The organism is Idiomarina xiamenensis 10-D-4, from assembly GCF_000299895.1.
Lineage (GTDB): Bacteria > Pseudomonadota > Gammaproteobacteria > Enterobacterales > Alteromonadaceae > Idiomarina > Idiomarina xiamenensis.
Genome location: NZ_AMRG01000009.1, coordinates 67,495 through 94,002, shown reverse-complemented (window position 1 = coordinate 94,002; position 26,508 = coordinate 67,495). Strand labels below are relative to the sequence as shown.

Here is a 26,508-nt window from a genome sequence, read left to right as displayed (position 1 = left end):
GGATCATGATTGACATAGTTCACTCAACACGGTTAATCGGCGTCCGCTATCCTGCGTATAAGGATTGTTCTCATCCCATGCATAACCCGCCAAGATTGAACAAATCATGGCTTTGATTCGCGCTTGCTGCGGCTCATAAAACACCACGTCTTGAAAGCGCCCGTCATACCAGCCCTCAACAAAGTGCCTAAAGGTCTCGATACCACGCCGCAGCGGCACGCTGTATTGTTGCTGCCAATCGACACTTTCGCCAGCCAACTCACGTAACACCAGTGGCACGGCCTGACAAGCTGAGCGCAAGGCAATGGTGACCCCAGACGAAAACACCGGGTCCAAAAACTCACCGGCGTTGCCCAGCAATGCGTAGCCATCGCCAGCCAGTTGTTTTACGTTTGCCGAGTAACCGGTCAGGCTTTGTTCGGCGCGAATCACCTGCTCGCGCGCAACAAAATCGCGCAAATACGGTTGTTCCGAAACCAATTGCCAAAGTGCATCGGCGGCATCAGCATAATCGTCGCTAAATCGCGGTTCGCCCACCACGCCCAAACTCGCGGTGCCATCGGCAAACGGGATCAACCAAAACCACATGTCACGCTGCTGCGGATGTACGGCAATGACAATTTTATTGCGATTAAAAGGTGCCGCCATTTGCTCGCAACGCACATGGCAGAAAATCGCTTTACGCACCGGAAATTCTGAAGGCGCTTCCAAGTCAAGTAACTTGGGCAATACCCGACCAAAACCACTCGCGTCCAAGACAAAACGAGCATCGACCTGAATTAACTGCTGCGCGCTATCGCGAATACCTAATCGATGCCCCTGCGATAGTGGCTCTATCGCTTCGACGCTGTGCTGGTAATGCAACTCGGCTCCGGCTTGTTGCGCTTGTTCGGCCAAGATCAAATCAAACTGCTCGCGTTTGACCTGATACGTATGGCTGGGACCGGCGCTGGTTTTTTCGCTAAAATCAAAGGTGGTATATTGCTCACCGTTATGAAACGCCGCACCATCTTTAAATTGGAAGGCACAGCGCTCAGCGGCGGCATTAATCGCATCCAACATGCCGGCTTGCGCTAAAAACTGCATGGCATGCGGTAGCAGGCTCTCACCGATAGAAAAGCGCGGAAACTGCTGCCGCTCAACCACTAACACCTGTTTCCCGGCACGTGCTAACTGTGCTGCTGCACAAGCGCCAGCGGGTCCGGCGCCGATGATAATGACGTCATACTGACGTTGCTTAATCATGTTGTTGATATCCTTGCATCAGCAATGCGAGTGACGGCGTACAAATCACGCTAACCAATACCCCCACCAAAACGGTGGTGCCAAAAGCCGCGATGGCCGGAGTTTGGCTGAAGGCTAACAGACCAAAAGCGACACAGGTGGTTAACGCCGATAAGCCGGTAGCCTGCATCGCTTGCTGTAATCCCAGACGCCCATGGCGCGCGCCATGACTGCAAAAAATACCGTAATCTAAACCGAGTACGGCAACCAATATAGCGCCGATGGCATGAAATAAATTTAACGGCTGCAGCCCTTGGCTTACCCACAGCGCCAGCGTCACTGCTAACGCTACTACACTGACAATATTTATGCTTTGGCGCCAGCCCATGCTGCGAGCAACCACCAATGCCGCAATGGTTAACAAGCCCGCAAGCCACCACTTCAACTGTTGTCGATAATGACTCAAAGCCTTGCTAGCTTGTTGCAACGGACTATATAGCTGGACACCGGGCAAGTCTAACTCATGCAGCGCCGCAGTAACGGCCTGACTATCACTAACCCCCAGCAAAAAGCTACGCGCCGTCACTCGGCTTGCTGAAGTCGGTGCTGCAAGTACGTATTGTGCCGCTAACGGGTGTTCAGCAGCGGCTAACGGCGGCGGCGAAGGATAATCGCTGAGTCCTAACCATGCCAAATAATCGGCGATAGCGCCGTGTTGTTGTGCTTGCTGGCGTATTTGCTGCGCCCATTGCTGAGCCGCTGTGACAGGTAACCAGCCGCTCAGCCCCTGTAATTGCTGCACTAGCCCCTGCGATACCAACAACTGGCGCACAATACGCTCCTTGTTTAGCACTTGTTCAAGGTTGGCTGCGCTGACCAGCAATACACTGGGACTGATATTCAAGCCAGCCACCGCTTGTCGCACCTGTTGTTCCTGTTTTAGCAACGCCGGAGGCGACTGATTAAGACTGCGTACGTTGTCTTCGCTATTGCTCATCAGCAGCAACGCGGTAACGGATATCACAGCTAATGCTGGCCAGCACCATGCCAGCCAACGCGCTACACCGGGCTGGGTCGGATAGCAGCGCTGCCAACGCTCGCAACAACGTTGCCAACGCCGCGATGGCTGGCGCGCGGGAATAGCATGCGGTAACCAGAATAGTACGATCAGTAACACACTGAGCAAACCCGCTGCCATAAACACGCCCATTTGCTGTAGCAACGGCAATGGTAGCCACCACAGCGCGATAAAACCGATAATGGTACTCATCGCACTCAGTGTTAAGGGCCGCCGTAACTGTCGAAACCTTTCCGCTCCGTGACCCCAGGCAATGGCACCGTGAAATACATAATCAATACATAGACCGATTAAGGTGGTACTGAACACAAACGCCAGCACATGCGGCCGTTGGAAACAGCTCACTAAAACCAACAGGCCAACCATCGCAGCACAGCTCAAGATAGCGAGCGTCACTAACAACTGTCGCAAGGAACGGAACACCACCCACATCAGCAGTAACGCAAGCGCCAGTGAGGCACTGCCATACACGCTGATCTCCCACTTGGCACGGTCGGCAGCGGCAACCGCATGGAATAGTAAACCGCTACGACTGACGGTGAGTTGCGGTAATCTTTGCTGCCATTCAGCAATGTTGGCCTCAAGCAACGCCAGTTGCGCGCTCGCTTGTTGTTGCGAAAACGCGTCAACTTGACTGTTTAGCAGCACTAACGCCTGCCGTTGCTGGTCATCATCATGGAACCACACCCCTTGTTGGCGCTGGAAAGGGGCAAATGGCTGCGGTAGTTGCTCAAGAAAAAACTGGCTTAACAATAACGGATCTTGACGAACTATATCGGCAAACAGCGGCGCCGGACTGAGTAGCCGCTGCTGCGCTCTATCCGCCAACGCTTGCCAGTTTTGCGCGGCCACTCGTTCGCCGTCGCTGGCGCTGATGAAAGCGCCAGCGTGCTTCGCATAATAGTCATTAAAAGCGCTTAGGGTGGCCTGTCCACTCAGTTGCAAGCGACTTCCTGCGATCAATTGCTGCACCCACTGATGAACCTGAGCCTGCCACTGATGATGGGAAACACCGCCGCTGCTGGGTATTCGTAATAATAAGGCTAATTGCTGTTGATCGCTGGCAGTGGCTTGCTGCTGCAACGCGTCGCTGCTTTGTGGCAAGGCATCCAATAGGCTGGTAGACCACTGCGTCGGCGCCAGTCGCCACACGCACAGTGCCGCCAGCACTAACAGCAATAAGGCAAAGCGCAAATAAGACGAGAGCATGCTCAGTTATGCATCCGGGCGGCTAAGTTGCAGTTCGGTGCGGTTGCCGTTCTGCTCAAAAAGCGTGATTTGTGCCGGAAAATCCTCGCCACAACTGTCGATATATCGCACAAACTGCTGCAACGCATTGTCTTTTGGCGTCAACCGCACGCACTGCGCTGACGATAACGTCAACAAAAAGTTCGCCTGCAACTGCTGTTGCTGTTGTTGCAGTATCGCCAACAAAATTTTCGCCACTTGCTCGCTGCCCGGTTGCGGCTCACTATCTTGTTGGCGCACACCCTGAGCGTCGATAACCAAGCGCGCAGGCTGCGGTTGCAAGGTTTGCCAAACAATTTGCTGTTCGTCGATGTGCAGTTCACCGTGGCTGTTAAGCGGCCTAGGTAACGCATGTAAGTAACGCGCTTGAGAAAACTGTAGACTGACAGGCAAGCTTAATCGCTGCTGCTGTAACCGTGATAAAGCCGTTTGCTGCTCATCATTAGCGGCTGCAGCGACTAACCACGAGGTGCTTATCAATAACGCCACGACAAGGCTCAATATTGGCTTCATGGTTGCGGCTCTCCTAGCTTTTTGAACAATATGACAGGTGACTCAAAGCACATCTCGCCACTCTCAATGGCAACTGCCACTTGAATCGTGTGGGCCTTGGTCAATACCTTGCCTGACGCCTTATGTACAATCCGATAATCAATTTTTAAGCGATTCTGCCATTCCATCAGACTCGCCGTGACTTCGATATCATCACCATAGCGTGCCGATGCCACGTACTTTAAACGCATATCAACAATCGGCCACATATGCCCATGAGCACGCATCTCGGGGTAGTCATAATCAAAACTACGCAATAGCTTAGACCGCGCCATCTCCAGATACTTCACATAATGTCCATGCCACACGACTTCCATGGCATCGACATCAAAAAAAGGAACATTGATGGTTAAACTGACCGTGCGCGAAGAATTGGCTGGCGAGGTACTCATGACATGTCTTCCTTTGCATACAACGACCAACGCTGCTGTTGAATCTGACTTAACCAATAACGTAATTCAGCCTCGAGCGGCCGGTCTTCGGCGACCAAATCAAACTGCTCGCGGACATCATCGACAAAATGTTTGACGTCGTCGGTTAACTCGCGCTGGTGACGCTGTTGACGCAAACTCAAAGCTTGTACCGCAGCCAATAAACTGGCGCTAACGACTTGTTCGGTTAACGTCAAAATACGTAAACAATCGCGTGCCGCAATGGTACCCATACTGACTTTATCTTGATTATGACATTCGGTAGAGCGCGAAAAAACACTGGCTGGCATGGTCAGCTTTAACGCCTCGGCAGTCCACGCCGAACATCCGATTTGCACCGCTTTAAAGCCGTGATTCAAGGCTTTGCGGTCATTCTCAGCCGCCGACAAGTTAGCCGGTAAACCATGATTGAACTTGGTATCCATTAACAACGCCATTTGTCGGTCATGTAAATCGGCAATATTGGCGACAGCGGTTTTTAAGGTATCCATGGCTAAGGCAATATGGCCGCCATAAAAATGCCCGCCGTGCATCACCTGTTCGGCTTCAACATCGATGATGGGATTATCGTTGGCGCTGTTCAGCTCGTTTTCGATAGTCTCGCGTAACCACGGCAGTGCGTCGCGTAGCACACCGATGACATGGGGCGCGCAACGCACCGAGTAACGGTCTTGTAGTCGCTGCTGCGAACGCTGATGTTGTGTTGCAGCAATATCGTCACGGATCCAAGTAGCAACTTGCTGCTGTCCGAGGTGCGGCTTGACCTTAAACAGCGCCTCGCTAAAATGCTGCGGATTGCCATCCAGGGCCATACTGACCAACGCGGTAATACGACTAGATAAGCGGCTTAAGTACTCGGCACGGTGCCAAGCTAAACAGGCCAACGCGGTCATCACTGCGGTGCCGTTCATGATCGCCAAGCCTTCTTTGGGCTTCAGTTGCAGCGCGGTCCAGCCAAGCGCTTTAAAGACCTCGGCGCTGCGTTGTTGTTGGCCTTGATAAATAACATCGCGCTCGCCAATCAACGCACCCGCCAAATATGACAGCGGGGTTAAATCACCACTCGCACCGACGCTTCCTTCGCTGGGGATCAAGGGTAAAATATCGGCATCCAATAGCGCCTGTAAGCGTTCTAATAACGTCCAGCTAACGCCCGACGCACCATGCGCTAGCGAGCGTAAACGCGCCACCAAAATTGCCCGAGTTTGTTCGGCATCAAAGTACTCGCCCATGCCACAACCGTGAAAACGCGTTAAATGAACCGGTAACTCGTGCACTTTATCCAGCGCTACCGGTACGGTTACGCTGTCACCATAGCCGGTGGTGACACCATAAATCACGCCCTCGTCGGCGAGCAGTTTTGCCAGAAAATCGGCGCCGCGCTGGATTTGCTGCTTAAATGCCACATCGTCCGACAGTTTGCTGCTGGCCTTCGCTTTGGCGATGGCGACAACCTGCTCGATGGTCAGCGGTTGCTGGCTAATGGTAATGCTAGGCTGATTAGTCATAACCGCGAGATCCCTCAATATCATTGTGCGTGGTTGTTGGCTTTGCGCGTTCAGGCGCAGCCGGTAGCGTCCAGAAATCGTAAAAATTGTACCATTGGTAAGGGTAGCGTTGCGCGATCATCGCCAGATTAGCGGCGTAATCGGCCACCACCGATTGCAACGCCGCATGACGCTGTTTACGCGGCAACACCACCTGTTCACGAAAACGCTTAAAATAAACGTCATAGCCGCTTTGGGCTTGCATACAAAACATTAAATAGACCGGGCATTCAAGTACGCTAGCCAATACCCAAGGCCCCATCGCAAACGGTGCAGGTTGTCCCAAAAAGTCTTGCATGATGACGTGCTCAGGCGCGGTCACGGAGATACGGTCACCGACAATCACCACATACTCACCGTTTTCGATGCGTTGTTTCATTTCAATGGCGAATGCAACATCAATATCGGTCACCTGAATCAGGTCAATACCGGCTTCGGCATTAACCTGTTGTAAGGCACGATTAAAGGCGCGCGCGTGTTGCGTAAACACCAACACATTCATGCGCTTCTGATAGCGTTCTTTAGACATTGCCCGAGCCACTTCAATATTGCCTAAATGACTACATAGCAACAAGCCGCCCTGTGGTTGTTCGTTTAACGCTTTAAAAGTGATGTCACCCCGATAGGTAATATCGGCAAGCTTGATACGTCCGATCCAGGCATCGATTTTATCCACCGCCGCTAAGCCAAACTGCCAGAAGTGGCGCCAGCTATGCCGCCAGCCTGGCACACGTCGAAACGGGGACGGCTGCCCCGACTGCTGGCAATAGCGATGTAGGCGGCGCAAATACTGTAATGAGGCACGACGGGCGTCGCCGCCGGTCAACAAAAAATAACTAATAATCGGCGCCAAGAGTAACTTGAGTAGCCAGCGCCCACCGTAACGATATAGCGTTAATAAGGTCACAATGCCCAAATAACTGCCGCGTTCTTGGCGTGACGCCCAATGCCGCTCGCTCATGCCGGCACCCGTTTGCGCAACAGTAAGCGCAACAACCAATAAGGACTACGCAGCAGCATGCCAACCACTAAACCGGTGTGCATCCAGGTAATTTTGATATTATCGCGCACGACATGAAAATGTGACCGGCCGTCGGCGGGATAGGTCACCGCAGTCGGAATGAACTGCATGGGTGTACCCTGCCAATAAAGCTTGATCATCACTTCGATGTCAAAATCCATGCGCTTACCCAAGCGTTGCTGTTTAAGTAAACGGTTGGTGCGCGCTAGCGGATAAACACGAAAACCACACATGGTATCTTTGACCTGCGTCGACCATGTCTCTACCGCCACCCAAAAGTGGGTAATATTGCGCCCGATACGGCGGCTTTTCGGCAATGATTCATCGTATTGCGGCCAACCACTCACTAGCGCCTGAGGCTGCTGCTGTGACCTCTCGATAAAGGCAGGTATATCGCTCAAACAATGCTGGCCATCGGCATCGACTTGCAAAGCATGAGTGAAACCACGGGCCTCGGCTCGCTGTAAGCCGGTCATCACCGCCCCACCTTTGCCTTGGTTATGCTCATGTAGCAACACTTCTAGCGCTTCACTGGCAGTCGGGGCCAATGCTGCTAGCGCCGCTTTAGTGGCTTGGTCAGAGCCATCATCAACGATGATGATGGGTAGTTGGTATTGGCGCAACGCGTCAACCACCGCGGCAATGGTCAGATCATGATTGTAAATGGGGATGATAATGCACGCGCGCCAGTCACTCATTGGTCACCTGCCAAGCGTAAGCGCCCCGAGGCATAGACCTGTTGCGTATCAGCCTGCTCGGTAAAATAACGAAAGCTAATGCTGTCAGTTGCTTGCTGCTCGATACGTAACGTCACCTCGCTATCGGGCAAGATGATATGTTGAAATTTAAGCACTTCAACGCGTCCTAACGAGCATGCTAACTGCCAAAACTCAGCGACCAGTTGCGCGACCCAGTGCAACTGCACAACGCCGGGTAAAATGGCTTGTTGCGGGAAATGTCCTTGAAAGTAATGCAATTGAGCCGGAACTTGTAACTGTAATTGCAGCCACCGCGGTAATTGCTGACTTTCGCTTAGCTGTTGCTGGACGATGGTGGGTTGCGTTAGGTTCATGCCGAGTGCTCTTGAAAAAGTGACTGTAATTGCGCTTGCGTGACTTTGCCGGTCGCATTCTCTGGCAAGCGTGCCGGGTAGCGAAAATAACGGGGCAACACCACGCGCTCGAAACGCTGCAACAAATACTGTCGAAACGTTTGATTCAGCTGATGTTTATTCATCTGCGCGGCGGCTTGCTGACCGTTTGTCGTCAACTCCACCACCAGTGCTAAACGTCCACCATGCTGTGCTAATAAACAAGCGGCACAGCGCGACACCCAAGGATGTTGTTGTAAAAATTGCTCTAGCGCCGTCAACGATACCCGTTTTTCAGCCACCTTAACAATCCGATCGACACGGCCAAGCAAGCGAAAACAGCGGTCGTTAATTAACTCGACCCGGTCATCGGTCTGAAACACCTGCTGGTTGGCCAAATGCATTGAACGAATGGCCAAGCAGCCGCGTGCATCTTGACTCAAGCTCACCCTAGGTAACGCCAGCCAGCTTTGCTCGCCGTCGTGATTTTGCCGATAACCGATACCGCCGGTTTCGGTTGAACCATAAATTTCCCAAGGTGCGGCGTGCAACTGTTGCTGATAGCTAATCGCCGTGTCTGCCGCTAATAAGCCGCCAGACGAGAAGATAGCACCTTGGTTACCGTTCTGCAGCACTCGCGTTAACTCTTCAAAACGGCTTAAATGCGTTGGGCTGCTGACTAACACCGATGGTGCACTTAACGCGCTCAACCAGTCTTCCATATCAATCAAGGTTTGACTGACTATCAGTTGCTGACGCCACAGCGGCAACCATAAACTCCATAGTAAGCCGTAAATATGCTGATGGGTGACGGTACTCAGCACTCGTCGTTGCTGTAGCTGCTGGGCAAACGTATCGCTAAGATGCTCGGCTTCACACTGTAATTGCGCCAGGCTTTTATCGATACGCTTGGGCGCTCCACTTGAACCCGAGGTAAATAGACTGAAGCAAGCGTTACTGCTCAATGTTAAGGTTAGTTCGTGGTTTGCGGCCGCAACAGACGGCTTATTGCTGACCGGCGGTAACGCTTGATCAACTAGCTGTAGCGCATCGACGTCACTGACCTGCGCCAACCAATCTGGCTGTGCACTGCCCGGCAAACATAATGACATGCCTTGCTTCAGTGCGGCGATAAACCATACCGCAAAGCGATAGCGTGACTGGTCAAACAATACCACTTGGCGCTGCTGAGCAGGCGCTAGCCAGCGCTGAGCGCGCTCAATATCAGCCACAAAGCGCTGCGCGGCAATGTTCCCCGCTGAGCGGTCGACAAATACCGGCTGCTCCGCCGACGTCCAATGTAGCTCAATGGTGGTGTCTGCGCTTGACCACATGCCTGACTCCAAACTCAATGGCGAACAATAAGCCCATCAATACATAAGACAACAAACCGTTATACAGCGCCCAGGTTTCAACACTGGCAAACGCGGCTGTGTAGGCCGCAATACTGCCGTTAAGCAAAAAGAAACCACACCAAACCAAGGTCACGTTGCGAGTATAGGCAATGGCGGCGGCGGGTAATTCGCCCTCCATCGCTACCGCTAAACGCGTGATGATGGCTGGCGGAAAGCACCAGGACGCAAAAAAAACCAGCAATAAGCCGGCGTTGACCCACACCGGGTAAAACCTAACACCGCTATCGCTGTGTCCGACCCACATAAAGGCAATAACGAATAGCGCCGCGCTAGCGGGTAACAATAATCGCTGCCAATGATGACGTAATAAGAAAATTTGTAGCCCCAGCAATAGCAGCAATAAAACCGCTAATAACTGATAGCCCTGACGTTCCGCCAACGACCAGACCAGCAACGGATAAAGCAGCATGGTCAGGGTTAGCAGTAATTGCAGCAAGCGGGTTGGCATCAAGCTAGTCGTCGCGATAACAAATTCGGTGCACGCCGCTGGCTAGGCAACCAGCGCATACACTTCATCAATCACATGACCGACGGTACGGACCGACTTAAACGCTTCGGGGCTGATTTTTTTACCGGTGATTTCTCGTAATTTAACCACCAAATCGACGGCGTCAATGCTATCCAGGCCCAGTTCCTGATACAGATTGGCATCTAACGAAATGGCTGCCTCGTCAATTTCAAAGTCATCCACCAAGATGCGCTTCATTCGCGCAAACACATCTTCTTTTGTTTTCATATTAACCTCTAGCTACGAGCGCGCTGGCTAGCAATGAAAGCCGCCAGCGTATTAACACTATAAAAGTGCTTTTTTGTGTCTTCTGAGTTGGCATCCAACTTGACGTCGAATTGCTTTTTTATCGCTAAGCCCAGCTCTAAAGCATCAATAGAATCTAACCCTAAACCGTCGCCAAACAGCGCTTCATCGTCAACGATATCCTCGGGCTGAGTATCTTCAAGATCTAGCGATTCGATAATCAATACTTTAATTTGCTGGTTCAGTGAATCCATAAATTGCGACCTTATTATAAAACTGGTTAAGCTGTTCTGTCAGACGTCGTGCAGCAATGCTGGGCGTTAACGCACGAAACGGTTCGGTGTCGATTTGCCGTAAATAACGAATCGACAATGTCGGTTTTTGCTTGGGCGACTGATACCAAGCCTCCCCCTTAGTTAAGGTAACCGGCTGACAATCAATCCAAAGCGCGGCAATCGGCGCTTCGGTACGTAATGCCAAGTGCGCCGCGCCACGTTGAAAATGCAATTGTCCATCAACGCCGGTACGCGTACCCTCGGGAAAAATAATCAAGTTGTCGCCAGCGGCAATAGCGCGCTGACAGTCGGCAATCAGACCATCGGGTTCGGCATTGCTGATATAACCGGTCGATTGTATCACGCCGCGCATAAACGGATTACGCCATAAGTGGGATTTCACCACACAGGTTGGCTTTGGCAAAATCGCGATCAACGCCACCACGTCAATTAAACAAGGGTGGTTGGCAATCACCACACAGCCACGCATGGCCTTTAGTTGCTGCTGCGCAGGAAAGTCAAAGTTAAACACCCCGACCCAACGCATCATACCGATAAAAGCGCGAAACGAGCGTTGCACCATAAGCCTAGCGGCTAACTGTCGCTGCTGCGGCTGCCTGATCAACAACCGCTGTAACGGCAATACGCTGACCGACAACAGTAACCCACCGATACCAAATACGGCAAAACACAATCCTGTCGCGGCGCGCCGCCATGTGCGATTAAGCCGCTTGAGCATCGACTCGCGACCAGGTCCAACGCTGTCGATTAGCCATCGTCGTGACCGGCGCCGAGCAACCACTGACTAATGCCTGCAACTGTTCGGTTAGCGCTAAGCGATCGATATCGCCTTCGGCATGCGCTTCAGGCTGATGCTGCAGTTTTAACTTAACGGCTGTTGCCGACGCGGTTGCGGCGCTGCGTAAACACCAGGCCATCGACACTGCCTGTTGCGGTTGCTGACAAAAATGCTGATATTCATCGATCAGTGGTTCATCGCTGTACACCAATAACACGGTTTTATGCGGTTGCTGTTGCAATACCAGATATGCTTCTAAAAAACCGTACGCCAAGCTCAGCGGGCCTGCCGACACGGTGCTCATGGACGCCCGATTATCGGTAAACAAGCTAAACTGACCTAGCACCGCATTGTTGACCGACAAGCAAAACTGCGTAGGCGATAACTCGTGACTTGCAGCGACATCTCTTAACAAGCGAATGGTGCGCTGAAAGTCACCGTGCTGGGTCGCCAGCACCACGTCAGGCGAATCGTGTAACTCGTCACTGACCTGCAACAAGGCTTCGATGGTCATTTTAGCAAAGCCACTTAAGCGCCGCCGCTGGCCGGCCGGAACCTGCGTATTGATCGCCGAGTTCGGGCCGCCTCCAGCAACGATTAACGCAGTTTTTTCGACGAAAAATTCCATGCTCAATGTTTACCCATCGGCGCTACAAAAAAGGCGCGTAGTCTACTACAAATGATTGTATTAACCAAAAACTTACATTAATTGCTGTCACTAAGGAATAGGCCAAGCGGTTTAGTCGTAGACTTGAGCGACTGGCGTTAATTTAGTAGCGTCAACAAATGTTCAGCCTTTAACGTACTTATTTCGCCATGTCTCACAACACCGTTGCAGCTAATCGCCATAGACATAACTTTGCTAACGTCGAGTCGGTTTGGTTATTTGGCTACGGCTCGTTGATTTACAAAGTTGACTTCCCTTATTTAGAAAAGCGCCCGGCCGCTATTTATGGCTGGCTACGCCGCTTTTGGCAGGGTTCGCATGACCATCGCGGCACGCCAACAGCACCGGGACGAGTATTAACCCTAGTGGCGCAAGCCGGCGCTCGCTGCAGCGGCATGGCTTATCGTGTCAGCCCAGAGGTATTTGCTCAACTTGATGAACGCGAGAAAAACGGCTACCTACGAGAAGATATTACCCTACACTTTGACGATGGCCAGCAACAGCCAGGTCTCGTGTATTTTGCCAACGCCGATAACGACGCTTACTTAGGCCCAGCCAGTGAGCGTGATATAGCTGCTCACATTGCCGCCAGTAGCGGTCCCAGCGGCTCTAATCGCGATTACTTACTGCAATTAGCCGAAGCCCTGCGCGCTATGCAGGTTTTTGACGAGCATGTATTTTTAATTGAACAACACTTGTTGCGACTGATCAACAAGCCCACCAACGGAAAAGCTGGTCAATCATCCTCGGCCTGCTAATATGACGCACGCTAACTATTCGATCTGATACACAGACAAGCAAAGGAATTCGCCCATGTTGACGCCTATGCGTAAACGTTTTGCAGCGGTCACCGCGATTAGCGTGGCCTTGTTTTCTTTTTATTCGACCGCCAGCCTAGCCGCGCAAGCCATTAACGTAGACCAAGTTCGTAGCGATGTGCAGCAAGCGTTACGCGACTTTCATATTCCCGGCGCGGCAGTTGCCATTGTTGCTGACGGTCAAGTGGTGATGGCCGAGGGCTTTGGTATTACCGATATCGATAGCCAAACCAAAGTTGATGCTGATACTGCGTTTGGTATTGCTTCTAATACCAAAGCATTCACTACCACCGCATTAGCCATGCTGGTCGAACAAGGCAAACTTAATTGGAATGACAAAGTCATCGACTACATTCCCGAATTTCGACTGGCCGACCCCTATGTTACCGCTAACGCCACCATTCGCGACATTGTCAGCCATCGCATTGGTCTCGGTTTGGGCGCTGGCGATTTGAGCATCTGGCCGTCGTCGGACAAGTCAGTCGCAGAAATCATCGACGGCTTGGACGAACTCCCCTTAGTATCAGGCTTTCGCGCCGATTATCATTACAACAACCTGATGTTCGTAGTCGCCGGCGAAATTGTCAGCCGCGTTAGCGGGCAAAGCTGGAACGAATATATTGAACAACACATTTTCAAGCCATTACAAATGCAGCATTCGGCTGCTGGCGTATCACGGTTAGCAAAAAGCACCAAACTCGCGGTCGGTCACGTCGATTATGACGGCCAATTACAACGCTTGCCGCTCGACTATTTAGAGGATTTTCGTGGTGCTGGCGCCATTGCGTCCACCGCTAACGACATGAGCCAATGGCTGTTAACACAGCTACAAGGTGGCGTTATTCCCGGCCAGTCAGCTCAGCAGCGGTTATTTAAAGCCGAGCAACAACAACAGCTTTGGCATCCCAACATTATGAATCCAGTAAAGCTGGATAACCCCGATACTCACTTTAGCGGCTATGCCATGGGTTTTGCCGTGAGTGATTTTCATGGTTACCGTAAAGTCGGTCACAGCGGCGGCATTTTGGGCATGGTATCGTTGCTGACGATGGTGCCAGAGCAGCAGTTTGGCATGATCATTATGACCAACCAACAAGCCTTTCCGGCACTGACCGCGGTGACCAACGAAGTCTTGGAACAAGCGCTAGGCTTACCGGACCAAGACTGGCTGGCCGATAACCTAAAAAGTTATCAACAATTTGTTGAGCGTAAAAATGCCGCGGCACAGGCGCCTGCGGTTGACAACCCACGGCCGTCTTTAATGGCTTCAAAATATGCCGGTAGCTACCAAGATCCTTGGTATGGCGAGGTCAATATTAAACATTTCGATGGCGCGTTACACATTCGCTTTAGTCATACCCCACTACTCACCGGCCGCTTAGAGCATTATAACGGCGACACCTTTGTCGTACACTGGCAGAATCCCTTACTTGAAGCCGATGCCTTCATCAATTTTAGCGTCGATGAGCAAAGCCACGTACAAACAGCGACCATGCGCGCGGTATCACCTTTTACCGACTTTAGTTTTGACTTTCATAACTTACACCTGAAGCGTCAACAGGCTGACAAATAGCCACTCATTAACGTGAAAGCAAAACACAAAAAAGCCCCTGATTTTTACATCATCAGGGGCTTTTTTACGTTGAGTCGTCAGCTTAATCGGCGAGTTTTTGTAACTCCGGTGCCCATTGTGACGCGATTTTTTCGGCGCGAGCTTGGTCATCAATCATAAAATTGACATGGCCGACCTTACGCCCAGGCCGCGCTTGCTTACCGTACCAATGACAATCAACCGCCGCGGCCTCCCATAACACCTCAGGAATTTCTGCCACACCAATGACGTTAACCATTAGCGTCGGTGCCGCCAGTAACTCAGGCAAATGACGACCGGTAATGGCATGCATATGTAGCGCAAACTGGTCACAGTTGCTGCCTTGCATGGTCCAGTGCCCAGAGTTGTGTACTCGAGGAGCGACTTCGTTGACCATTAAATATTGTTGATCACCGTCGCCAACCACAAAAAACTCAATGGCTAACACGCCAACGTAATCTAAGGCATCGGTTAACGCAGCAAAGTGTTGTTCAGCAAGCGCTTGCAGATGCGCTGCAACCGATTGAGTGCCAGCCACGCTGTAACTAAGAATGCCGTTATCGTGGTGGTTCAACGTCAACGGGTAGCAACGATGTTGACCATGCTCACTACGTGCACCGACAATCGACACTTCGCAATTAAAATCGATCATATCTTCGACAATGCCGGCTCGCACACCCGCTTCGCTCGCCAGTTGTTGCTTGTCCTGACTAGCGTCAGGGCGCCAGCGCCATTGCCCTTTGCCATCATAACCACCCTTCGCTGACTTGATCACACAAGCTTGTTGACGCTGTTCTATACATTGTGCCAACTCATCCGCATTCGCGTAAGCTTGCCAAGCCGAGGTGGGGATGTTTAATTCATCGCAAAGTTGCTTCTGCGAGCGACGGTCGATCAAGCGCTTTAGGTGTTCAGCATCAATCACCAATTTTTCGGCACAGGTGTCAACCAACGCCTCCGCTAAATGCTCAAACTCCCAAGTCACCACATCGGCCCATGCTAGCGCTTGCTCTAACGATAACGCCAACGGTTGGCTGTGGGCTAAGCCCTTGATGCAATTTTCTCGTGTGCTATACAGCAGATAATTCACGCCCTGCTGAATCGCCGCATGTCCAAGCATTTGACCCAGTTGACCATCGCCCAGCACTAAAACGTTCATTCGCCCAGCTCCAACTCTGCGTTAGCCATGACTTTGTCGCGTTGCTGTTGACGAAAAGCTTGTACCCGCTGACGTACATCGGGTTGGCTGCTACCAATAATTTGGGCAGCGAGTAAGCCAGCATTGGCAGCCCCCGGCGCACCAATCGCTAAGGTGCCAACGGCGACACCTTTTGGCATTTGCACAATAGAAAGCAAGCTATCCAAACCCTTTAACTGCTTGCTAGAAACCGGCACACCCAGTACCGGAATGGTGGTGAAGGCGGCTAGCATACCGGGTAAATGGGCGGCACCACCGGCGCCAGCAATCACTACCGGCACACCATCTTGTTCCGCTTGTTGCATGGTAGTGGCTAATAAGTCAGGCGTACGATGAGCAGATACTACCCGAGCTCGCCAAGGGACTTGCAGCTCTTCCAGCATTTCTGCGGCGGCTTGCATTACTGGCCAGTCAGATTGCGATCCCATCAGTATTAATACCGGAGCCATGACAGTTGTCCTCAGTTGCGCTGTGGAAAAAGGGGTGAATTGTAAACAGTGGCTGCCAGCACTGCAAATTTAATCAAATTTTAAACGATAGGCTACAATTCGCCTATAGTGAAATAAGGCTGGTGACTTTGATTATAAGGAGTAAGGGTATGTTGCATTTGACCGAACACCTGATTCAATGTCCCTATTGTTGGGAGCCGGTAGAGGTGGTTGTCGATATGAGCGTGAGCGAACAGACTTATGTCGAAGACTGCTTTGTCTGTTGCCAACCCATTTTATTGAATGTGCTGGTAGCTCAAGATGGCCAAGTCAATATTGACGTCAGCCGCGAAAATCCCGATTGATTGCGACTATCGGCGAATAGCCTCAGCGGCACATGCTATGTCATGTTAATGGTTATCGCCCCTTCACTTTTAGTTCACGTTAAAGGTCCGCCATGTTGTTAAGTTGCGAGCAGTCGTTATTGCTCATTATTGATGTTCAAGACAAATTGTTGCCGGTCATTGCTGATGGCGAAACAACCGTTAGCCGTATTCGGTGGTTAGCCGAGGTTGCTCGGGAGCTGCAAGTCCCGACCGTGGTTACCGAACAAAACCCACAAGGAATAGGTTATAGCAGTGAATCGCTTAGCGATGTATTAAGTGCCGCCAGGGTGGTTGAAAAAATGCACTTCAGTGCCTTTGCCGAAGCCGACTTTCGTGAGCTGGTTAACGGCTACCAGCGCCAGCAAATCGTCATTAGCGGCGTTGAAGCCCATGTTTGCGTATTACAGACCGCGATTGACTTGCTCGGCGATGGTTATCAAGTATTCGTGGTTGCCGACGCGGTATCCTCGCGAACGCCGGAAAACAAAGCGTTTGCCCTACAACGATTGGCTCAAGCTGGGGTACAAATTGTCACCACAGAGATGGTCGCATTCGAGTGGTTAGAAAAGGCTGGCAGCGATATTTTTAGGCACGTTAGCAAAAACTGGATCAAGTAAGCTATTGGGCGTATACTGATTATCGCTATGAACATATGGCTATTGTTTTGCGACACTTCACGAAGTCCCTTTTGCTGTACCTCGTTTTGTCAGTCCAATTAATACCAAAGTTTCAAGCAATACGTTTTTACATGCACTGCGAGGATATTCAGCATGTCAGTTACTACTGGTAAAGTTAAGTTTTTCAACGAATCAAAAGGCTTCGGTTTCATCGAGCAAGAAAACGGCGCGGACGTATTCGTTCATTTCAGCGCTATCCAGATGGACGGCTTCAAAACCTTATCTGAAGGTCAGCAAGTTCAGTTCACTGTGACTCAAGGCCCTAAAGGTCCTCAAGCTGAGAACGTGACTGCAGTTTAATCTGTTAACACGTTATAGATTTCAAAACGCCGCTTTCATGCGGCGTTTTTTGTATTTAATCCCGCCATCTATAGAATCGTCACAAAGTCCGCTAACAATTTGATTAAATTCAGGTTTTCCTGCACTATTATTACATCAAAATTGATTTAAATTAATTTCTCTGCAGTTTTTTGAATTTCATCCGATAATTTAATTTAACCGGGCTGCTCATCACCATGACCAGCAAACTCAGTAAAATTAAAAGGTTTGTTTATGCGGAATAATCAGCCGGTCACCCAACGCGCGTGCCCATTCCCTGATCACTATCGGTTAATCTCATCCACCGACGCCCGCGGTATGATCACCCATTGCAATGACGAATTCGTTGAAATTAGCGGCTTTGAACGCGACGAACTGATCGGTGCTCCGCATAACTTGATCCGCCACCCCGATATGCCCGCTTCGGTATTTAAGCAAATGTGGGAGACGCTAAAATCGGGACAGCCGTGGATGGGGCTGGTGAAAAATCGTTGTAAGAATGGCGATCACTATTGGGTGAGCGCTTACGTCACACCGGTTTCAGAAAACAACCAAATTGTTGGCTACGAATCGGTTCGAGTACCGGCCAGCCAGATTGAGCGCACCCGAGCCGAAGCCATTTATCAACGTATTCGCGAAAATAAACCACCCTTAACCGCCGCCCAACGCTGGCTCAACACCCTCATCAATTTAGCGCCAATAGTGGTTCCCGGCTTGCTGACCAGTTTATTGCTGTGGTTCGTCGCAGGCTCCGGCGCAGCGGGTATCGGCTTAGCCGGTACGCTGATAACCACGTTAATTTATCTCAAGTATGTTGGCGGGCTGTTGCAGCAACTTATCGATTCTCGTCCGGAAGCCTTTAGCAGTGAGTTAGCCGGCATTACCTATACTGGCAAGCAAGGCCGAGAAGCACGTTTAGCGATGCTACTTTACAGCGAGGGAGCACGAAATCGTACCGCGTTAGCGCGCATCGGCGACGCGATCGGTAATCTGCTTAAAATCGCCAGCGATACCCGCCAGCAAGCCTATTACAGTTCGCAAAAAGTCGAACATCAACATAGTAATACCGAACAAGCCGCCACCGCTATGAACGAAATGAGCACCTCTATTCAGGAGGTATCAGCGACCGTGGAGCGTAACGCAGAGTACGCCGAATCCGCGGCAGAAAACGTTCGCAACAGCGTCCAACTAGCCCGTCAAGCCAGTGCGGTTATTAAAGAATTACATCAAGCGGTCAAAGATATTGCGGGTACGGTAAAAGCCTTAGATCAGTCGACTGAAGCCATCGGCGAAGCCGCTGACCTAATTTCCTCAATCGCCGAGCAAACCAACTTGTTGGCCTTAAATGCGGCTATCGAAGCGGCTCGTGCCGGTGAGCATGGTCGCGGTTTTGCGGTAGTTGCCGATGAGGTACGTTCGCTTGCTGGACGCACACGGCAATCAACCACCAGTATTCATGATGTGATTGAGACCCTGCGCGAACGCGCCACCGATGCAGTAAAAGTGTCGGAAGACGGCGAACAAGCGGCGGCTGAGGGTGTCGAAAAAGTTAATTTGGCCGATCAGGCTTTACAACAAATTGCCGATGCCATTGAGCAAATTTCGGATATGTCTAATCAGATGGCGGCAGCGGTAGAACAGCAAAGCCATGTCGCCGAGCATATCAACAAGCAGGTCACACAAATATCCGATCTCGCCAGCGATACTTTGGATAATGCCGCCAAAACCAATAATTCCAGTGATGAGTTAGAGCGCACTATTAACATGCTCGACTCGCTGGTTAAGCGCTTTACCTTGGTACGAAAAAAACGTTAGACCGTATGCTGATGGCGCGGGTGATTATTAAGCTTGCTCTTTGCTGACTTGCTCGCCCGCACTTTCAGCCGGTGCCTGACGGCGGTCGCGTAAGACAAATCGCTGACCGCTGCGCGCCACGCGCAGCCCCTCACTTTCGACTTTTTGCATACTGCTTTCGCTATCAAGGTGATAAGCCACCATTCTCGCCAACAGCGGTTCCGGATATTCTCGTAATACGTCTGCAAGACCACTGTGAGACGGGTTGCCATACAAACTTACGTCATGAAATATCCATTCGTCCTGACTGGCGTAATGGCTGACAACCTCGGGGATCGGGCGGGTATCGCCGGTATACAGAAAGCGGCCGGGTAAACATAAGCCAAATGCGCTATCTGGCGCATGGTGGCGTACCGCGAATACCTGAAAGCGGCGTTGGTTATGCCAAAAGCTTTGTTCCACCGGGATTAACTGAAAGAAATCCCAAAAATTTACCCCGCCTTCGGCCAGTGCGTTAGGAAAACTGGCTACGATCCGGTGCAATGTGGGTATTAATGGTGCTGGCACAAATAGCTTTGGCCGCTGACGGTCGTTGCCCTGTAACTCATGTGCAATACGCGAGCTGAACAATGCTTCTAAACCACCAATATGGTCTAAATGACAGTGGGTAATAAAAATGGCGGGCACTACATGAGCCGGGAAATAACGCTGAAAAGCGTGATGTACGGTGTAACCATAATCAATGACCAAGTCCGGGACATCGTTATGTAACAGCACCGCGGCAGAATGCCCTAACTCGTCGGCCTGATTATGACCACTCCCCAAAAACTGCAATGTCAGCGTCATCTGCCATCCTTAAACGTACATTAACGACCTATTAATACGATGAAGTCAGTTTACAGGAGCTGACCTAACAGTAAAATATTGTGCTACTCGTCATCCGCTTTTTCGGTTTGCTGACGGCGTTGACAGGCGGCCACATCGTCTTGGCTAATAAAATCCATGTCATCCAGGTCAACTTTAGGAATGTCTGAGCAAACATCACCGCCCAGTTTATTGACGGCACGACACAACTCCTGCATACGCCCATCCAATACATCGACATGATCCAGCATGCGACCAATCGCCGTGGCGACCGGATCCGGGTTGTCTGCAGAAATCGCGTAGGCGTCGAAGCCATAAGCTTTAGCCATTTCCTCGCGACGTTTACGTGTCTCATCATCGGTAGCTGACGCCGCTACCCGCGCCGGAATGCCGACTACCGTGGCGTTGGCTGGCACGTCTTTAATGACTACCGCATTGGAGCCAATGCGAGCGTGTTGGCCAACGTGCAGCGGGCCCAAAACTTTTGCGCCAGCCCCAATCACCACGCCATCGGCCAAGGTTGGATGACGCTTGCCCGCATTCCAGCTGGTACCACCCAAAGTCACCCCGTGATACAGCGTGACATCGTCACCGATTTCGGCGGTTTCACCGATAACCACGCCCATACCATGGTCGATAAAAAAGCGGCGGCCAATACGCGCCCCCGGGTGAATTTCGACACCGGTAAACCAACGCGCTAAGGTCGATAAAAAGCGAGCCAACCAATAACAACGCCAACGCCACAATTTATGACTGATACGGTGAAACCAAATGGCGTGTAAGCCAGGATATGTGGTCAGCACTTCAAAAAAATTACGTGCCGCCGGATCGCGTTGGTAAACACTATTGATGTCTTCTTTAATACGTTTAAACATGCCTCGCCAAAACCTGTCTCTGTCGTTTTGCTGTGGGAATTATAACGAAGTTCATGGTGCTTGCGTTAATCCTGTAACCGAGTATTGTTGATCTTGATAATAAAAACAAAACAAACCAAGACAATAGGGAGAGAAAACACATGTCAAAACCACGCGTGTTCTCAGCCTTGGCGATTGCTTGTGCGATGATAACAACAACCCCAAGTGCTTTAGCGGATACTTATATTCATGCGGGCCGATTGCTAGATGGCAGCGGCGATAGCCCTCGTGAGCAAGTGACCATTATCGTTAAAGACAATCAAATCAGTGCTATTGAGGATGGCTTTATTAAACCTGAAGGCACGGAACATACCTTGATTGACCGCTCAAAGGCGACGGTGATGCCTGGTTTAATGGATATGCATACACATTTAACCTCACAGTTGGCGCCCGGCTCTTACATGGATAAATATACCCAAAACGAAGCCGATTTAGCATTTACCAGCACCGTCTATGCCAAAAAGACGCTGATGGCTGGCTTTACCACGGTGCGTAATTTAGGTGACAGTTTTAATGTGACCGCCTCGCTACGCGACGCCATTGCCGCTGGCAAAGTGATAGGCCCACGTATTTTTACGGCGACAAAATCGATTGCCACCACCGGTGGTCACGCCGATCCTAGTAACGGTTACCGCGACGACCTATCACCCGCAGTAGGTCCCGACCAAGGTGTGGTCAACGGTCCTTATGAGGCACGTCAGGCGGTGCGTAAACGTTATCAAGATGGTGCCGATTTGATCAAAATCACAGCCACCGGCGGTGTGTTAAGCGTCGCTAAGAGTGGGCAAAACCCACAATTCATGATGGATGAGCTGAAGGCTATCGTCGACACCGCGAACGACTATGGTATGAAAGTCGCCGTTCACGCTCACGGCAAAACCGGCATGTTACGCGCTGTCGAAGCTGGCGTCGCCTCGGTCGAGCACGGCACCTATATGAATAAAGAAGTGATGGATGCGATGAAAAAGCACGGCACTTACTTTGTACCTACCATCACTGCGGGCAAGTCAGTAGCGGAACGCGCTAAAATCGACGGCTACTTTCCAGCTATCGTGCGTCCTAAAGCCGCCGCCATCGGCCCTAAGATTCAATCAACTTTCGCCGAAGCCTATAAAGCCGGTGTGAAAATCGCTTTCGGTACCGATTCTGGCGTTTATGACCACGGCGAAAACTACCGTGAGTTCTTCTACATGGTTGAGGCCGGTATGCCTGCGGCAGAGGCGATTGTTGCAGCGACTCGTAGTGCCGCCGATCTGCTTGGTCAAGACAAGCTAGGCCAAATTAAACCCGGTTTTTACGCCGATATCATTGCCGTCGATGGTAACCCTTTAGACGACATCCAAGTGATGAAGTCGGTTAACTTTGTCATGAAAGACGGCAATATTTATAAGCAAGAGCTGTAACTATCGGAACTGCTCTAATAACTTGCTGACGTCTTGTTGAATGTCGTCAGCAAGTTCTTTCTCATAACCCTCGCGCTCATTGTCCATACGCCGAATCTCGGCTTTAGGGTATTGTTTACGTGCTTCATGCGTGGGCATGTGCTTAATTCGCTCATACATGGCATGCATGGCGGGATAGCGTTCGGAATACAGTGGCTTATTCTGTTCCACCATATGGTCTAACAGCACCACGATACGTAAGCAGCCTTCAGATAGCGGACATTGCTCTTGTTGCATCGCCTTAGCAATGGTCACAATGCTTTCCAATAGGTTTGCATTACGCTTATCGATAGCCTGCCGACGGCGTTTATTCTGCTGCTGCAAGCGCGCTAATAACATACCCGCATACACTGCTAGGGCGATAATAACGACCGCCCCCAGCACCATTAACAGCCAACCCCAAGTCGCGATTTGCACTAATTACTCCTCGTCATCCCAATCATCGTCGTCTAGTTCAATACCCAATTGCGCCGCTAATTGTTCATAACGCTCTGCTTTTTCATCGACATAAGCTTGTTCCGCTGACGTTAACGTTTGCTCGTCTTCAATACGTTGCAACAGCATTTGCAAACGTTGATCATTCTCTAACGCTTGTAATTCCCGCTCTGGGGTTAACTCATCTGATTTAATGGCATTATTCGTTGGCATTAACGAGATGGGCTTTTTACTGCCCTTGCGTTGATCCTGTATCGTCTTCTCGGCACTTACCGACTGTTGGCTCTTGCCAGCAGAATGACGGCTGCCTGAGGCCTTACCCTTGCCCTTTTTTTTGCCTAATTCCAGCGCACTACTTTGACTACCCGGCATTTTTGGCTGCTTCCGCGGCGCCAGTGGGCCGCCCGTACGGGTCTTTTTACGACGCGTCATGACGCGATTCCTATATGATGAACTTGGTAGGTATTGTAACCGATCCGGTCAACAGTGAATACGATACGTGAGGAGTGCAGGGGTAAACCGTGAAAATCAGGCAATAAAAAAGGCGATGTTGCCATCGCCTGATTTATTCTCATTACATAGCGCTTTTGCTTTGCTGAGAACGGTTGTCACATCTTCCGTGTTTTTCTTTGGCTCATCCGTAATCATTATTATTGTTATGATTGGGTTCTGATAGCCTTGATTATTATTATTACTCTCAGCTCCCTGGATTGCGTTTAAAGATACCGCTTTAAACTTCAGAACGCAACGGATAATCAACCTAATTGTTATTGTTTTGTGTTAATTATCACTGCTGTGTCAACACAGTCTTATTATTATTGTCTCTCGATACCTGTCGTCATAATGTCGTGATCTTTCTTGCATAAGGCGACTAACCTTGTCTCGAGTGGTTCCCAGCCTACTGGAACGAATATTTAATTCAACAACTTTTATCGTCTAAAAATCAATTTTTTTATAACTTTTAGTCTTTTTCGCTGAAAAAACCTCATAAATTCATAACAAAAGTAACAAGTCTGATCAGTTGTTTTGCTAGCGCTAGCATAAAAAAACGCCAACGCTCGTGAGGAGCGTTGGCGTTTCCAACATCAAGATAACGATAATCTTCTTAGTATAAACCGCTCAGATACTTAGATAATAAATCAATTTCTTCATCGGTCAGCTTTTGCGCAACGCCGCGCATCATACCGTTCATATCATTAGCACGTTCGCCAGCGCGAAAAGCTTTTAGCTGAGTGGCGGTATAAGCCGCGTGTTGACCTGAAATATCCGGGAATTTGGCCAACCCCATGCCGTCACCGCGTGGACCATGGCAACCGGTGCATGATGGAATTTTTGAATCTGGATTACCGCGCCGCCAAAGATCTTCGGCCTTAGCAATAATATCTTCAGGTGTGCTGCCAGGCTTCGCTTGTTGTGAAGCAAAGTATGCGGCTAAGTCAGCGATATCTTGTTCCGACAGATTGGCTACCTGTCCCATCATGATCGGGTTGTTACGCCCCTGCTCGCCACCCGTTTCGGCAGCTTGTTTAAAATCATGCAACTGCTTAGCCAAATACCCTTCATGTTGGCCGGCAATTTTAGGATACTGATCAGATGGCGCGTTACCATCCGGTCCGTGACAGGCAGCACAGACCTGCGACTTCTCTTTGCCTGCCTCGACATCACCTTCTGCTGCTTGAGCTGCTGCGGTCAAGCCACAGAAGATACCAATAAGCATCGCGAGTTTTTTCATGTTTTCTATCTCTTCCACAGATTAGCGCTGCTGCGTCTATTCACGATTAATGAGAATATCAGACGCTATTTTACACAAATCGCGTGAGGATTAAATGACTAATCCACTTTGTTTGTGTGGCTAACGTTGGCGCCAAGCTTAACATCGGTCATAATAGCAGCATCTACACGTCGCTTTCCCGCCAATTAAGAGGTAACCGTGGCTTCCGACAGTCTTGTTTTTCAAAACGCTAAGTTTATTACTAGCGCGCCAAACATCCGCCAGTTACCCGCCGACGAGGGTATCGAGATTGCCTTTGCTGGGCGCTCAAACGCTGGCAAATCAAGTGCACTGAATACGCTGACCCGACAACGAAGTCTAGCTCGTACTAGTAAAACGCCCGGTCGCACACAATTGATCAATGTCTTTGAGTTAACGCCTGGCAAACGTTTAATCGACTTACCGGGCTATGGTTTTGCCAAAGTACCGATGGCGGTGAAAGAAAAATGGCAACAATCACTGAGCGAATACTTACAAGAAAGGCGTTCGCTAAAGGGTTTGGTGGTGTTAATGGATATCCGCCATCCTTATCGCGAAGCCGACCAAGAATTGATTTACTGGGCGGTTGCCAGTCAAATTCCGGTGCTAGCGCTACTCACCAAAGCCGATAAATTGAAGCAAGGTGCGCGGAGTTCGACGCTGTTAAAAGCGCGCGAAGCGGCGCTCGCCTTCAACGGTGATGTCACCGTTGAAGCGTTTTCATCATTGAAGAAAACCGGTTTACCAGCATTAGAAGCGAAGCTCCATGACTGGTTTGATGCACTCGCTGACGGCTCACAAGTTGCCCCCATTGATGATGAATAGTGAGCAAACTATCCCAGCGAAGGCTTGGGCGTTACTGTTCCTCTTAGCGATAATATGGGGTGGTTCTTTCTTATTGATTAAAAAGGGTTTACTGGCTTATACCGCGACGGAAGTAGCGGCTCTGCGAATTGCCGCAGCAGGCTTAGTGCTGGCGCCGTTCGTTTTGCATCGATTACGCCACTTACGCGCCTCACATTGGCCAAAGCTGGTCTGTGTCGGTTTGGTCGGTAGCCTCATTCCGGCATTTATGTTTGCGCTGGCTCAAACCCAAATCAATAGCGGTGTCACCGGTGTATTGAACGCATTCACGCCGTTGGCCGCCTTAAGTTTAGGCGTATTGTTCTTTAAACAATCGTTAAATCGGCGCCAAGTCATTGGCTTGATCATTGGTTTATGTGGTTCCACATTATTGATCACTGCCAGTGCCAGCGGCGCTTTAACGGTCAATAGCTACGCCCTATTAGTCATTGTCGCGACCATTTGTTATGGCTTAAATCTGAACTTGATTAAGCACCACATTAGCGATTTACACCCGATCACCATCACCGGCGTGTCACTGTTGATAGTGAGCTTACCTGCGGTCGTTTATTTGTTCGCAGGCACCGATTTTTTAGCGCACACAGAAACCTCACAAGGTACTTTATCGTTAGTCGCTATCTTGTTTTTAGGCATCGTCGGTACCGCCGCTGCATTGGTAATTTTTAATCATTTGGTGCAACTGACCAACACCGTATTTACCAGCTCGGTCACTTACTTGATCCCAATAGTCGCCATGCTACTTGGGGTATTAGATGGCGAGCCTTTCTGGTTGCAACACGGATTGGGTATGGTGACAATTCTGGCCGGCGTATGGATAGCCAATAAGCGTGCCCGAAGCGGCTTAGCAGGACACCCTGAGCGCGAGTCCGAAACGTCCAACTAAATCACATAATATGCATCGGCTGCCTCGCAAATATCTCATGAAGCG

At 50.5% G+C, this 26,508-nt stretch carries 30 protein-coding genes; 9 read left to right on the top strand and 21 right to left on the bottom strand.

Features of this window, described 5'->3' with window-relative positions:
• Positions 1-3 precede the first annotated feature (3 nt).
• From A10D4_RS08270 to A10D4_RS13660, 14 genes are read right to left on the bottom strand one after another with little or no spacing between them, the layout of a single operon-like run.
• A complete protein-coding gene (locus A10D4_RS08270; protein ID WP_008488917.1) occupies positions 4-1,245 on the bottom strand; it encodes an NAD(P)/FAD-dependent oxidoreductase in 1,242 nt (413 codons plus the stop codon).
• Complete coding sequence (locus A10D4_RS08265) at positions 1,238-3,511, bottom strand: MMPL family transporter (protein ID WP_008488915.1); 2,274 nt, start codon at positions 3,509-3,511, stop codon at positions 1,238-1,240. Before A10D4_RS08265 ends, A10D4_RS08270 begins: the two co-directional genes overlap by 8 nt.
• 6 nt (positions 3,512-3,517) lie before the next feature.
• Entirely contained in the window at positions 3,518-4,063 is a 546-nt protein-coding gene (locus A10D4_RS08260; protein ID WP_008488914.1) for a LolA family protein, read from the bottom strand.
• The gene (locus A10D4_RS08255) at positions 4,060-4,494 is read right to left on the bottom strand and encodes an acyl-CoA thioesterase (protein ID WP_008488913.1); all 435 of its coding nucleotides are present in this window, start codon (positions 4,492-4,494) and stop codon (positions 4,060-4,062) included. Before A10D4_RS08255 ends, A10D4_RS08260 begins: the two co-directional genes overlap by 4 nt.
• Positions 4,491-6,041 carry an HAL/PAL/TAL family ammonia-lyase gene (locus tag A10D4_RS08250; protein WP_008488912.1) on the bottom strand — a complete coding sequence of 517 codons (1,551 nt, stop codon included), beginning with the start codon at positions 6,039-6,041 and terminating at the stop codon, positions 4,491-4,493. The genes A10D4_RS08255 and A10D4_RS08250 overlap by 4 nt, the downstream gene beginning before the upstream one ends.
• On the bottom strand, positions 6,034-7,041 hold the full coding sequence (locus A10D4_RS08245; RefSeq protein ID WP_008488911.1) for an LpxL/LpxP family acyltransferase: 1,008 nt from the start codon (positions 7,039-7,041) through the stop codon (positions 6,034-6,036). Before A10D4_RS08245 ends, A10D4_RS08250 begins: the two co-directional genes overlap by 8 nt.
• The gene (locus tag A10D4_RS08240) at positions 7,038-7,799 is read right to left on the bottom strand and encodes a glycosyltransferase family 2 protein (RefSeq protein WP_008488909.1); all 762 of its coding nucleotides are present in this window, start codon (positions 7,797-7,799) and stop codon (positions 7,038-7,040) included. Before A10D4_RS08240 ends, A10D4_RS08245 begins: the two co-directional genes overlap by 4 nt.
• Entirely contained in the window at positions 7,796-8,173 is a 378-nt protein-coding gene (locus A10D4_RS08235) for an ApeI family dehydratase (RefSeq protein WP_008488908.1), read from the bottom strand. The genes A10D4_RS08240 and A10D4_RS08235 overlap by 4 nt, the downstream gene beginning before the upstream one ends.
• The gene (locus A10D4_RS08230) at positions 8,170-9,525 is read right to left on the bottom strand and encodes an AMP-binding protein (RefSeq protein WP_008488907.1); all 1,356 of its coding nucleotides are present in this window, start codon (positions 9,523-9,525) and stop codon (positions 8,170-8,172) included. The genes A10D4_RS08235 and A10D4_RS08230 overlap by 4 nt, the downstream gene beginning before the upstream one ends.
• A complete protein-coding gene (locus A10D4_RS08225) occupies positions 9,497-10,054 on the bottom strand; it encodes a COG4648 family protein (protein ID WP_008488906.1) in 558 nt (185 codons plus the stop codon). The genes A10D4_RS08230 and A10D4_RS08225 overlap by 29 nt, the downstream gene beginning before the upstream one ends.
• A 42-nt stretch (positions 10,055-10,096) precedes the next feature.
• Positions 10,097-10,342 carry an acyl carrier protein gene (locus tag A10D4_RS08220; protein ID WP_008488905.1) on the bottom strand — a complete coding sequence of 82 codons (246 nt, stop codon included), beginning with the start codon at positions 10,340-10,342 and terminating at the stop codon, positions 10,097-10,099.
• An 8-nt stretch (positions 10,343-10,350) separates the two neighbouring features.
• Positions 10,351-10,614 (bottom strand): phosphopantetheine-binding protein, encoded by a 264-nt coding sequence (locus A10D4_RS08215; RefSeq protein ID WP_008488904.1) that lies wholly within the window; start codon positions 10,612-10,614, stop codon positions 10,351-10,353.
• On the bottom strand, positions 10,589-11,374 hold the full coding sequence (locus tag A10D4_RS08210; RefSeq protein ID WP_008488903.1) for a lysophospholipid acyltransferase family protein: 786 nt from the start codon (positions 11,372-11,374) through the stop codon (positions 10,589-10,591). Before A10D4_RS08210 ends, A10D4_RS08215 begins: the two co-directional genes overlap by 26 nt.
• A complete protein-coding gene (locus A10D4_RS13660) occupies positions 11,358-12,062 on the bottom strand; it encodes a beta-ketoacyl synthase chain length factor (protein ID WP_008488902.1) in 705 nt (234 codons plus the stop codon). The genes A10D4_RS08210 and A10D4_RS13660 overlap by 17 nt, the downstream gene beginning before the upstream one ends.
• A 188-nt stretch (positions 12,063-12,250) precedes the next feature.
• Between A10D4_RS13660 and A10D4_RS08200 the strand changes: the two genes are divergently transcribed.
• Both A10D4_RS08200 and A10D4_RS08195 read left to right on the top strand, forming a co-directional pair.
• Complete coding sequence (locus tag A10D4_RS08200; protein ID WP_008488900.1) at positions 12,251-12,859, top strand: gamma-glutamylcyclotransferase; 609 nt, start codon at positions 12,251-12,253, stop codon at positions 12,857-12,859.
• Positions 12,860-12,914: 55 nt separating this feature from the next.
• The gene (locus A10D4_RS08195) at positions 12,915-14,492 is read left to right on the top strand and encodes a serine hydrolase (RefSeq protein WP_008488899.1); all 1,578 of its coding nucleotides are present in this window, start codon (positions 12,915-12,917) and stop codon (positions 14,490-14,492) included.
• Between the two features lie 82 nt (positions 14,493-14,574).
• Here the strand turns inward: A10D4_RS08195 and A10D4_RS08190 are convergent, their stop codons facing one another.
• Positions 14,575-15,669, bottom strand: coding sequence for an ATP-grasp domain-containing protein (locus A10D4_RS08190; RefSeq protein WP_008488898.1), 1,095 nt, complete (start codon positions 15,667-15,669; stop codon positions 14,575-14,577).
• On the bottom strand, positions 15,666-16,157 hold the full coding sequence (purE, locus tag A10D4_RS08185; protein ID WP_008488897.1) for a 5-(carboxyamino)imidazole ribonucleotide mutase: 492 nt from the start codon (positions 16,155-16,157) through the stop codon (positions 15,666-15,668). Before purE ends, A10D4_RS08190 begins: the two co-directional genes overlap by 4 nt.
• A 149-nt stretch (positions 16,158-16,306) precedes the next feature.
• Here purE and A10D4_RS08180 point away from each other — a divergent pair, with 149 nt between their 5' ends.
• The 4 genes from A10D4_RS08180 to A10D4_RS08165 all read left to right on the top strand — a co-directional run bounded on the left by A10D4_RS08180 (position 16,307) and on the right by A10D4_RS08165 (position 19,332).
• Complete coding sequence (locus A10D4_RS08180) at positions 16,307-16,501, top strand: CPXCG motif-containing cysteine-rich protein (protein WP_008488896.1); 195 nt, start codon at positions 16,307-16,309, stop codon at positions 16,499-16,501.
• A gap of 92 nt (positions 16,502-16,593) precedes the next feature.
• Positions 16,594-17,139 carry a hydrolase gene (locus A10D4_RS08175; protein ID WP_008488895.1) on the top strand — a complete coding sequence of 182 codons (546 nt, stop codon included), beginning with the start codon at positions 16,594-16,596 and terminating at the stop codon, positions 17,137-17,139.
• A gap of 153 nt (positions 17,140-17,292) precedes the next feature.
• Positions 17,293-17,499, top strand: a complete 207-nt coding sequence (locus A10D4_RS08170; RefSeq protein WP_008488894.1) for a cold-shock protein — start codon at positions 17,293-17,295, stop codon at positions 17,497-17,499.
• 252 nt (positions 17,500-17,751) lie between these two features.
• Complete coding sequence (locus A10D4_RS08165; protein ID WP_008488892.1) at positions 17,752-19,332, top strand: methyl-accepting chemotaxis protein; 1,581 nt, start codon at positions 17,752-17,754, stop codon at positions 19,330-19,332.
• 27 nt (positions 19,333-19,359) lie between these two features.
• Here the strand turns inward: A10D4_RS08165 and A10D4_RS08160 are convergent, their stop codons facing one another.
• Together A10D4_RS08160 and cysE are read right to left on the bottom strand one after the other, a co-directional pair.
• Complete coding sequence (locus A10D4_RS08160; RefSeq protein ID WP_008488891.1) at positions 19,360-20,157, bottom strand: MBL fold metallo-hydrolase; 798 nt, start codon at positions 20,155-20,157, stop codon at positions 19,360-19,362.
• A gap of 83 nt (positions 20,158-20,240) precedes the next feature.
• Positions 20,241-21,050 (bottom strand): serine O-acetyltransferase, encoded by an 810-nt coding sequence (gene cysE / locus A10D4_RS08155; RefSeq protein WP_008488890.1) that lies wholly within the window; start codon positions 21,048-21,050, stop codon positions 20,241-20,243.
• Positions 21,051-21,190: 140 nt separating this feature from the next.
• On the opposite strand from cysE, the gene A10D4_RS08150 reads away from it, so the two are divergent.
• Positions 21,191-22,492 carry a metal-dependent hydrolase family protein gene (locus tag A10D4_RS08150; protein ID WP_008488889.1) on the top strand — a complete coding sequence of 434 codons (1,302 nt, stop codon included), beginning with the start codon at positions 21,191-21,193 and terminating at the stop codon, positions 22,490-22,492.
• Here the strand turns inward: A10D4_RS08150 and A10D4_RS08145 are convergent, their stop codons facing one another.
• The 3 genes from A10D4_RS08145 to A10D4_RS08130 all read right to left on the bottom strand — a co-directional run bounded on the left by A10D4_RS08145 (position 22,493) and on the right by A10D4_RS08130 (position 24,698).
• A complete protein-coding gene (locus tag A10D4_RS08145; RefSeq protein ID WP_008488888.1) occupies positions 22,493-22,948 on the bottom strand; it encodes a DUF2489 domain-containing protein in 456 nt (151 codons plus the stop codon).
• Between the two features lie 3 nt (positions 22,949-22,951).
• Positions 22,952-23,398 carry a Der GTPase-activating protein YihI gene (gene yihI / locus A10D4_RS08140; protein WP_008488887.1) on the bottom strand — a complete coding sequence of 149 codons (447 nt, stop codon included), beginning with the start codon at positions 23,396-23,398 and terminating at the stop codon, positions 22,952-22,954.
• A gap of 673 nt (positions 23,399-24,071) precedes the next feature.
• Positions 24,072-24,698, bottom strand: a complete 627-nt coding sequence (locus A10D4_RS08130; RefSeq protein ID WP_008488884.1) for a c-type cytochrome — start codon at positions 24,696-24,698, stop codon at positions 24,072-24,074.
• 198 nt (positions 24,699-24,896) lie between these two features.
• Here A10D4_RS08130 and yihA point away from each other — a divergent pair, with 198 nt between their 5' ends.
• Together yihA and A10D4_RS08120 are read left to right on the top strand one after the other, a co-directional pair.
• Positions 24,897-25,541: a ribosome biogenesis GTP-binding protein YihA/YsxC gene (gene yihA / locus A10D4_RS08125; protein ID WP_008488883.1), complete on the top strand. Its 645-nt coding sequence runs from the start codon at positions 24,897-24,899 to the stop codon at positions 25,539-25,541.
• Entirely contained in the window at positions 25,531-26,463 is a 933-nt protein-coding gene (locus A10D4_RS08120; RefSeq protein ID WP_008488882.1) for a DMT family transporter, read from the top strand. Before yihA ends, A10D4_RS08120 begins: the two co-directional genes overlap by 11 nt.
• Positions 26,464-26,508: the final 45 nt, after the last annotated feature.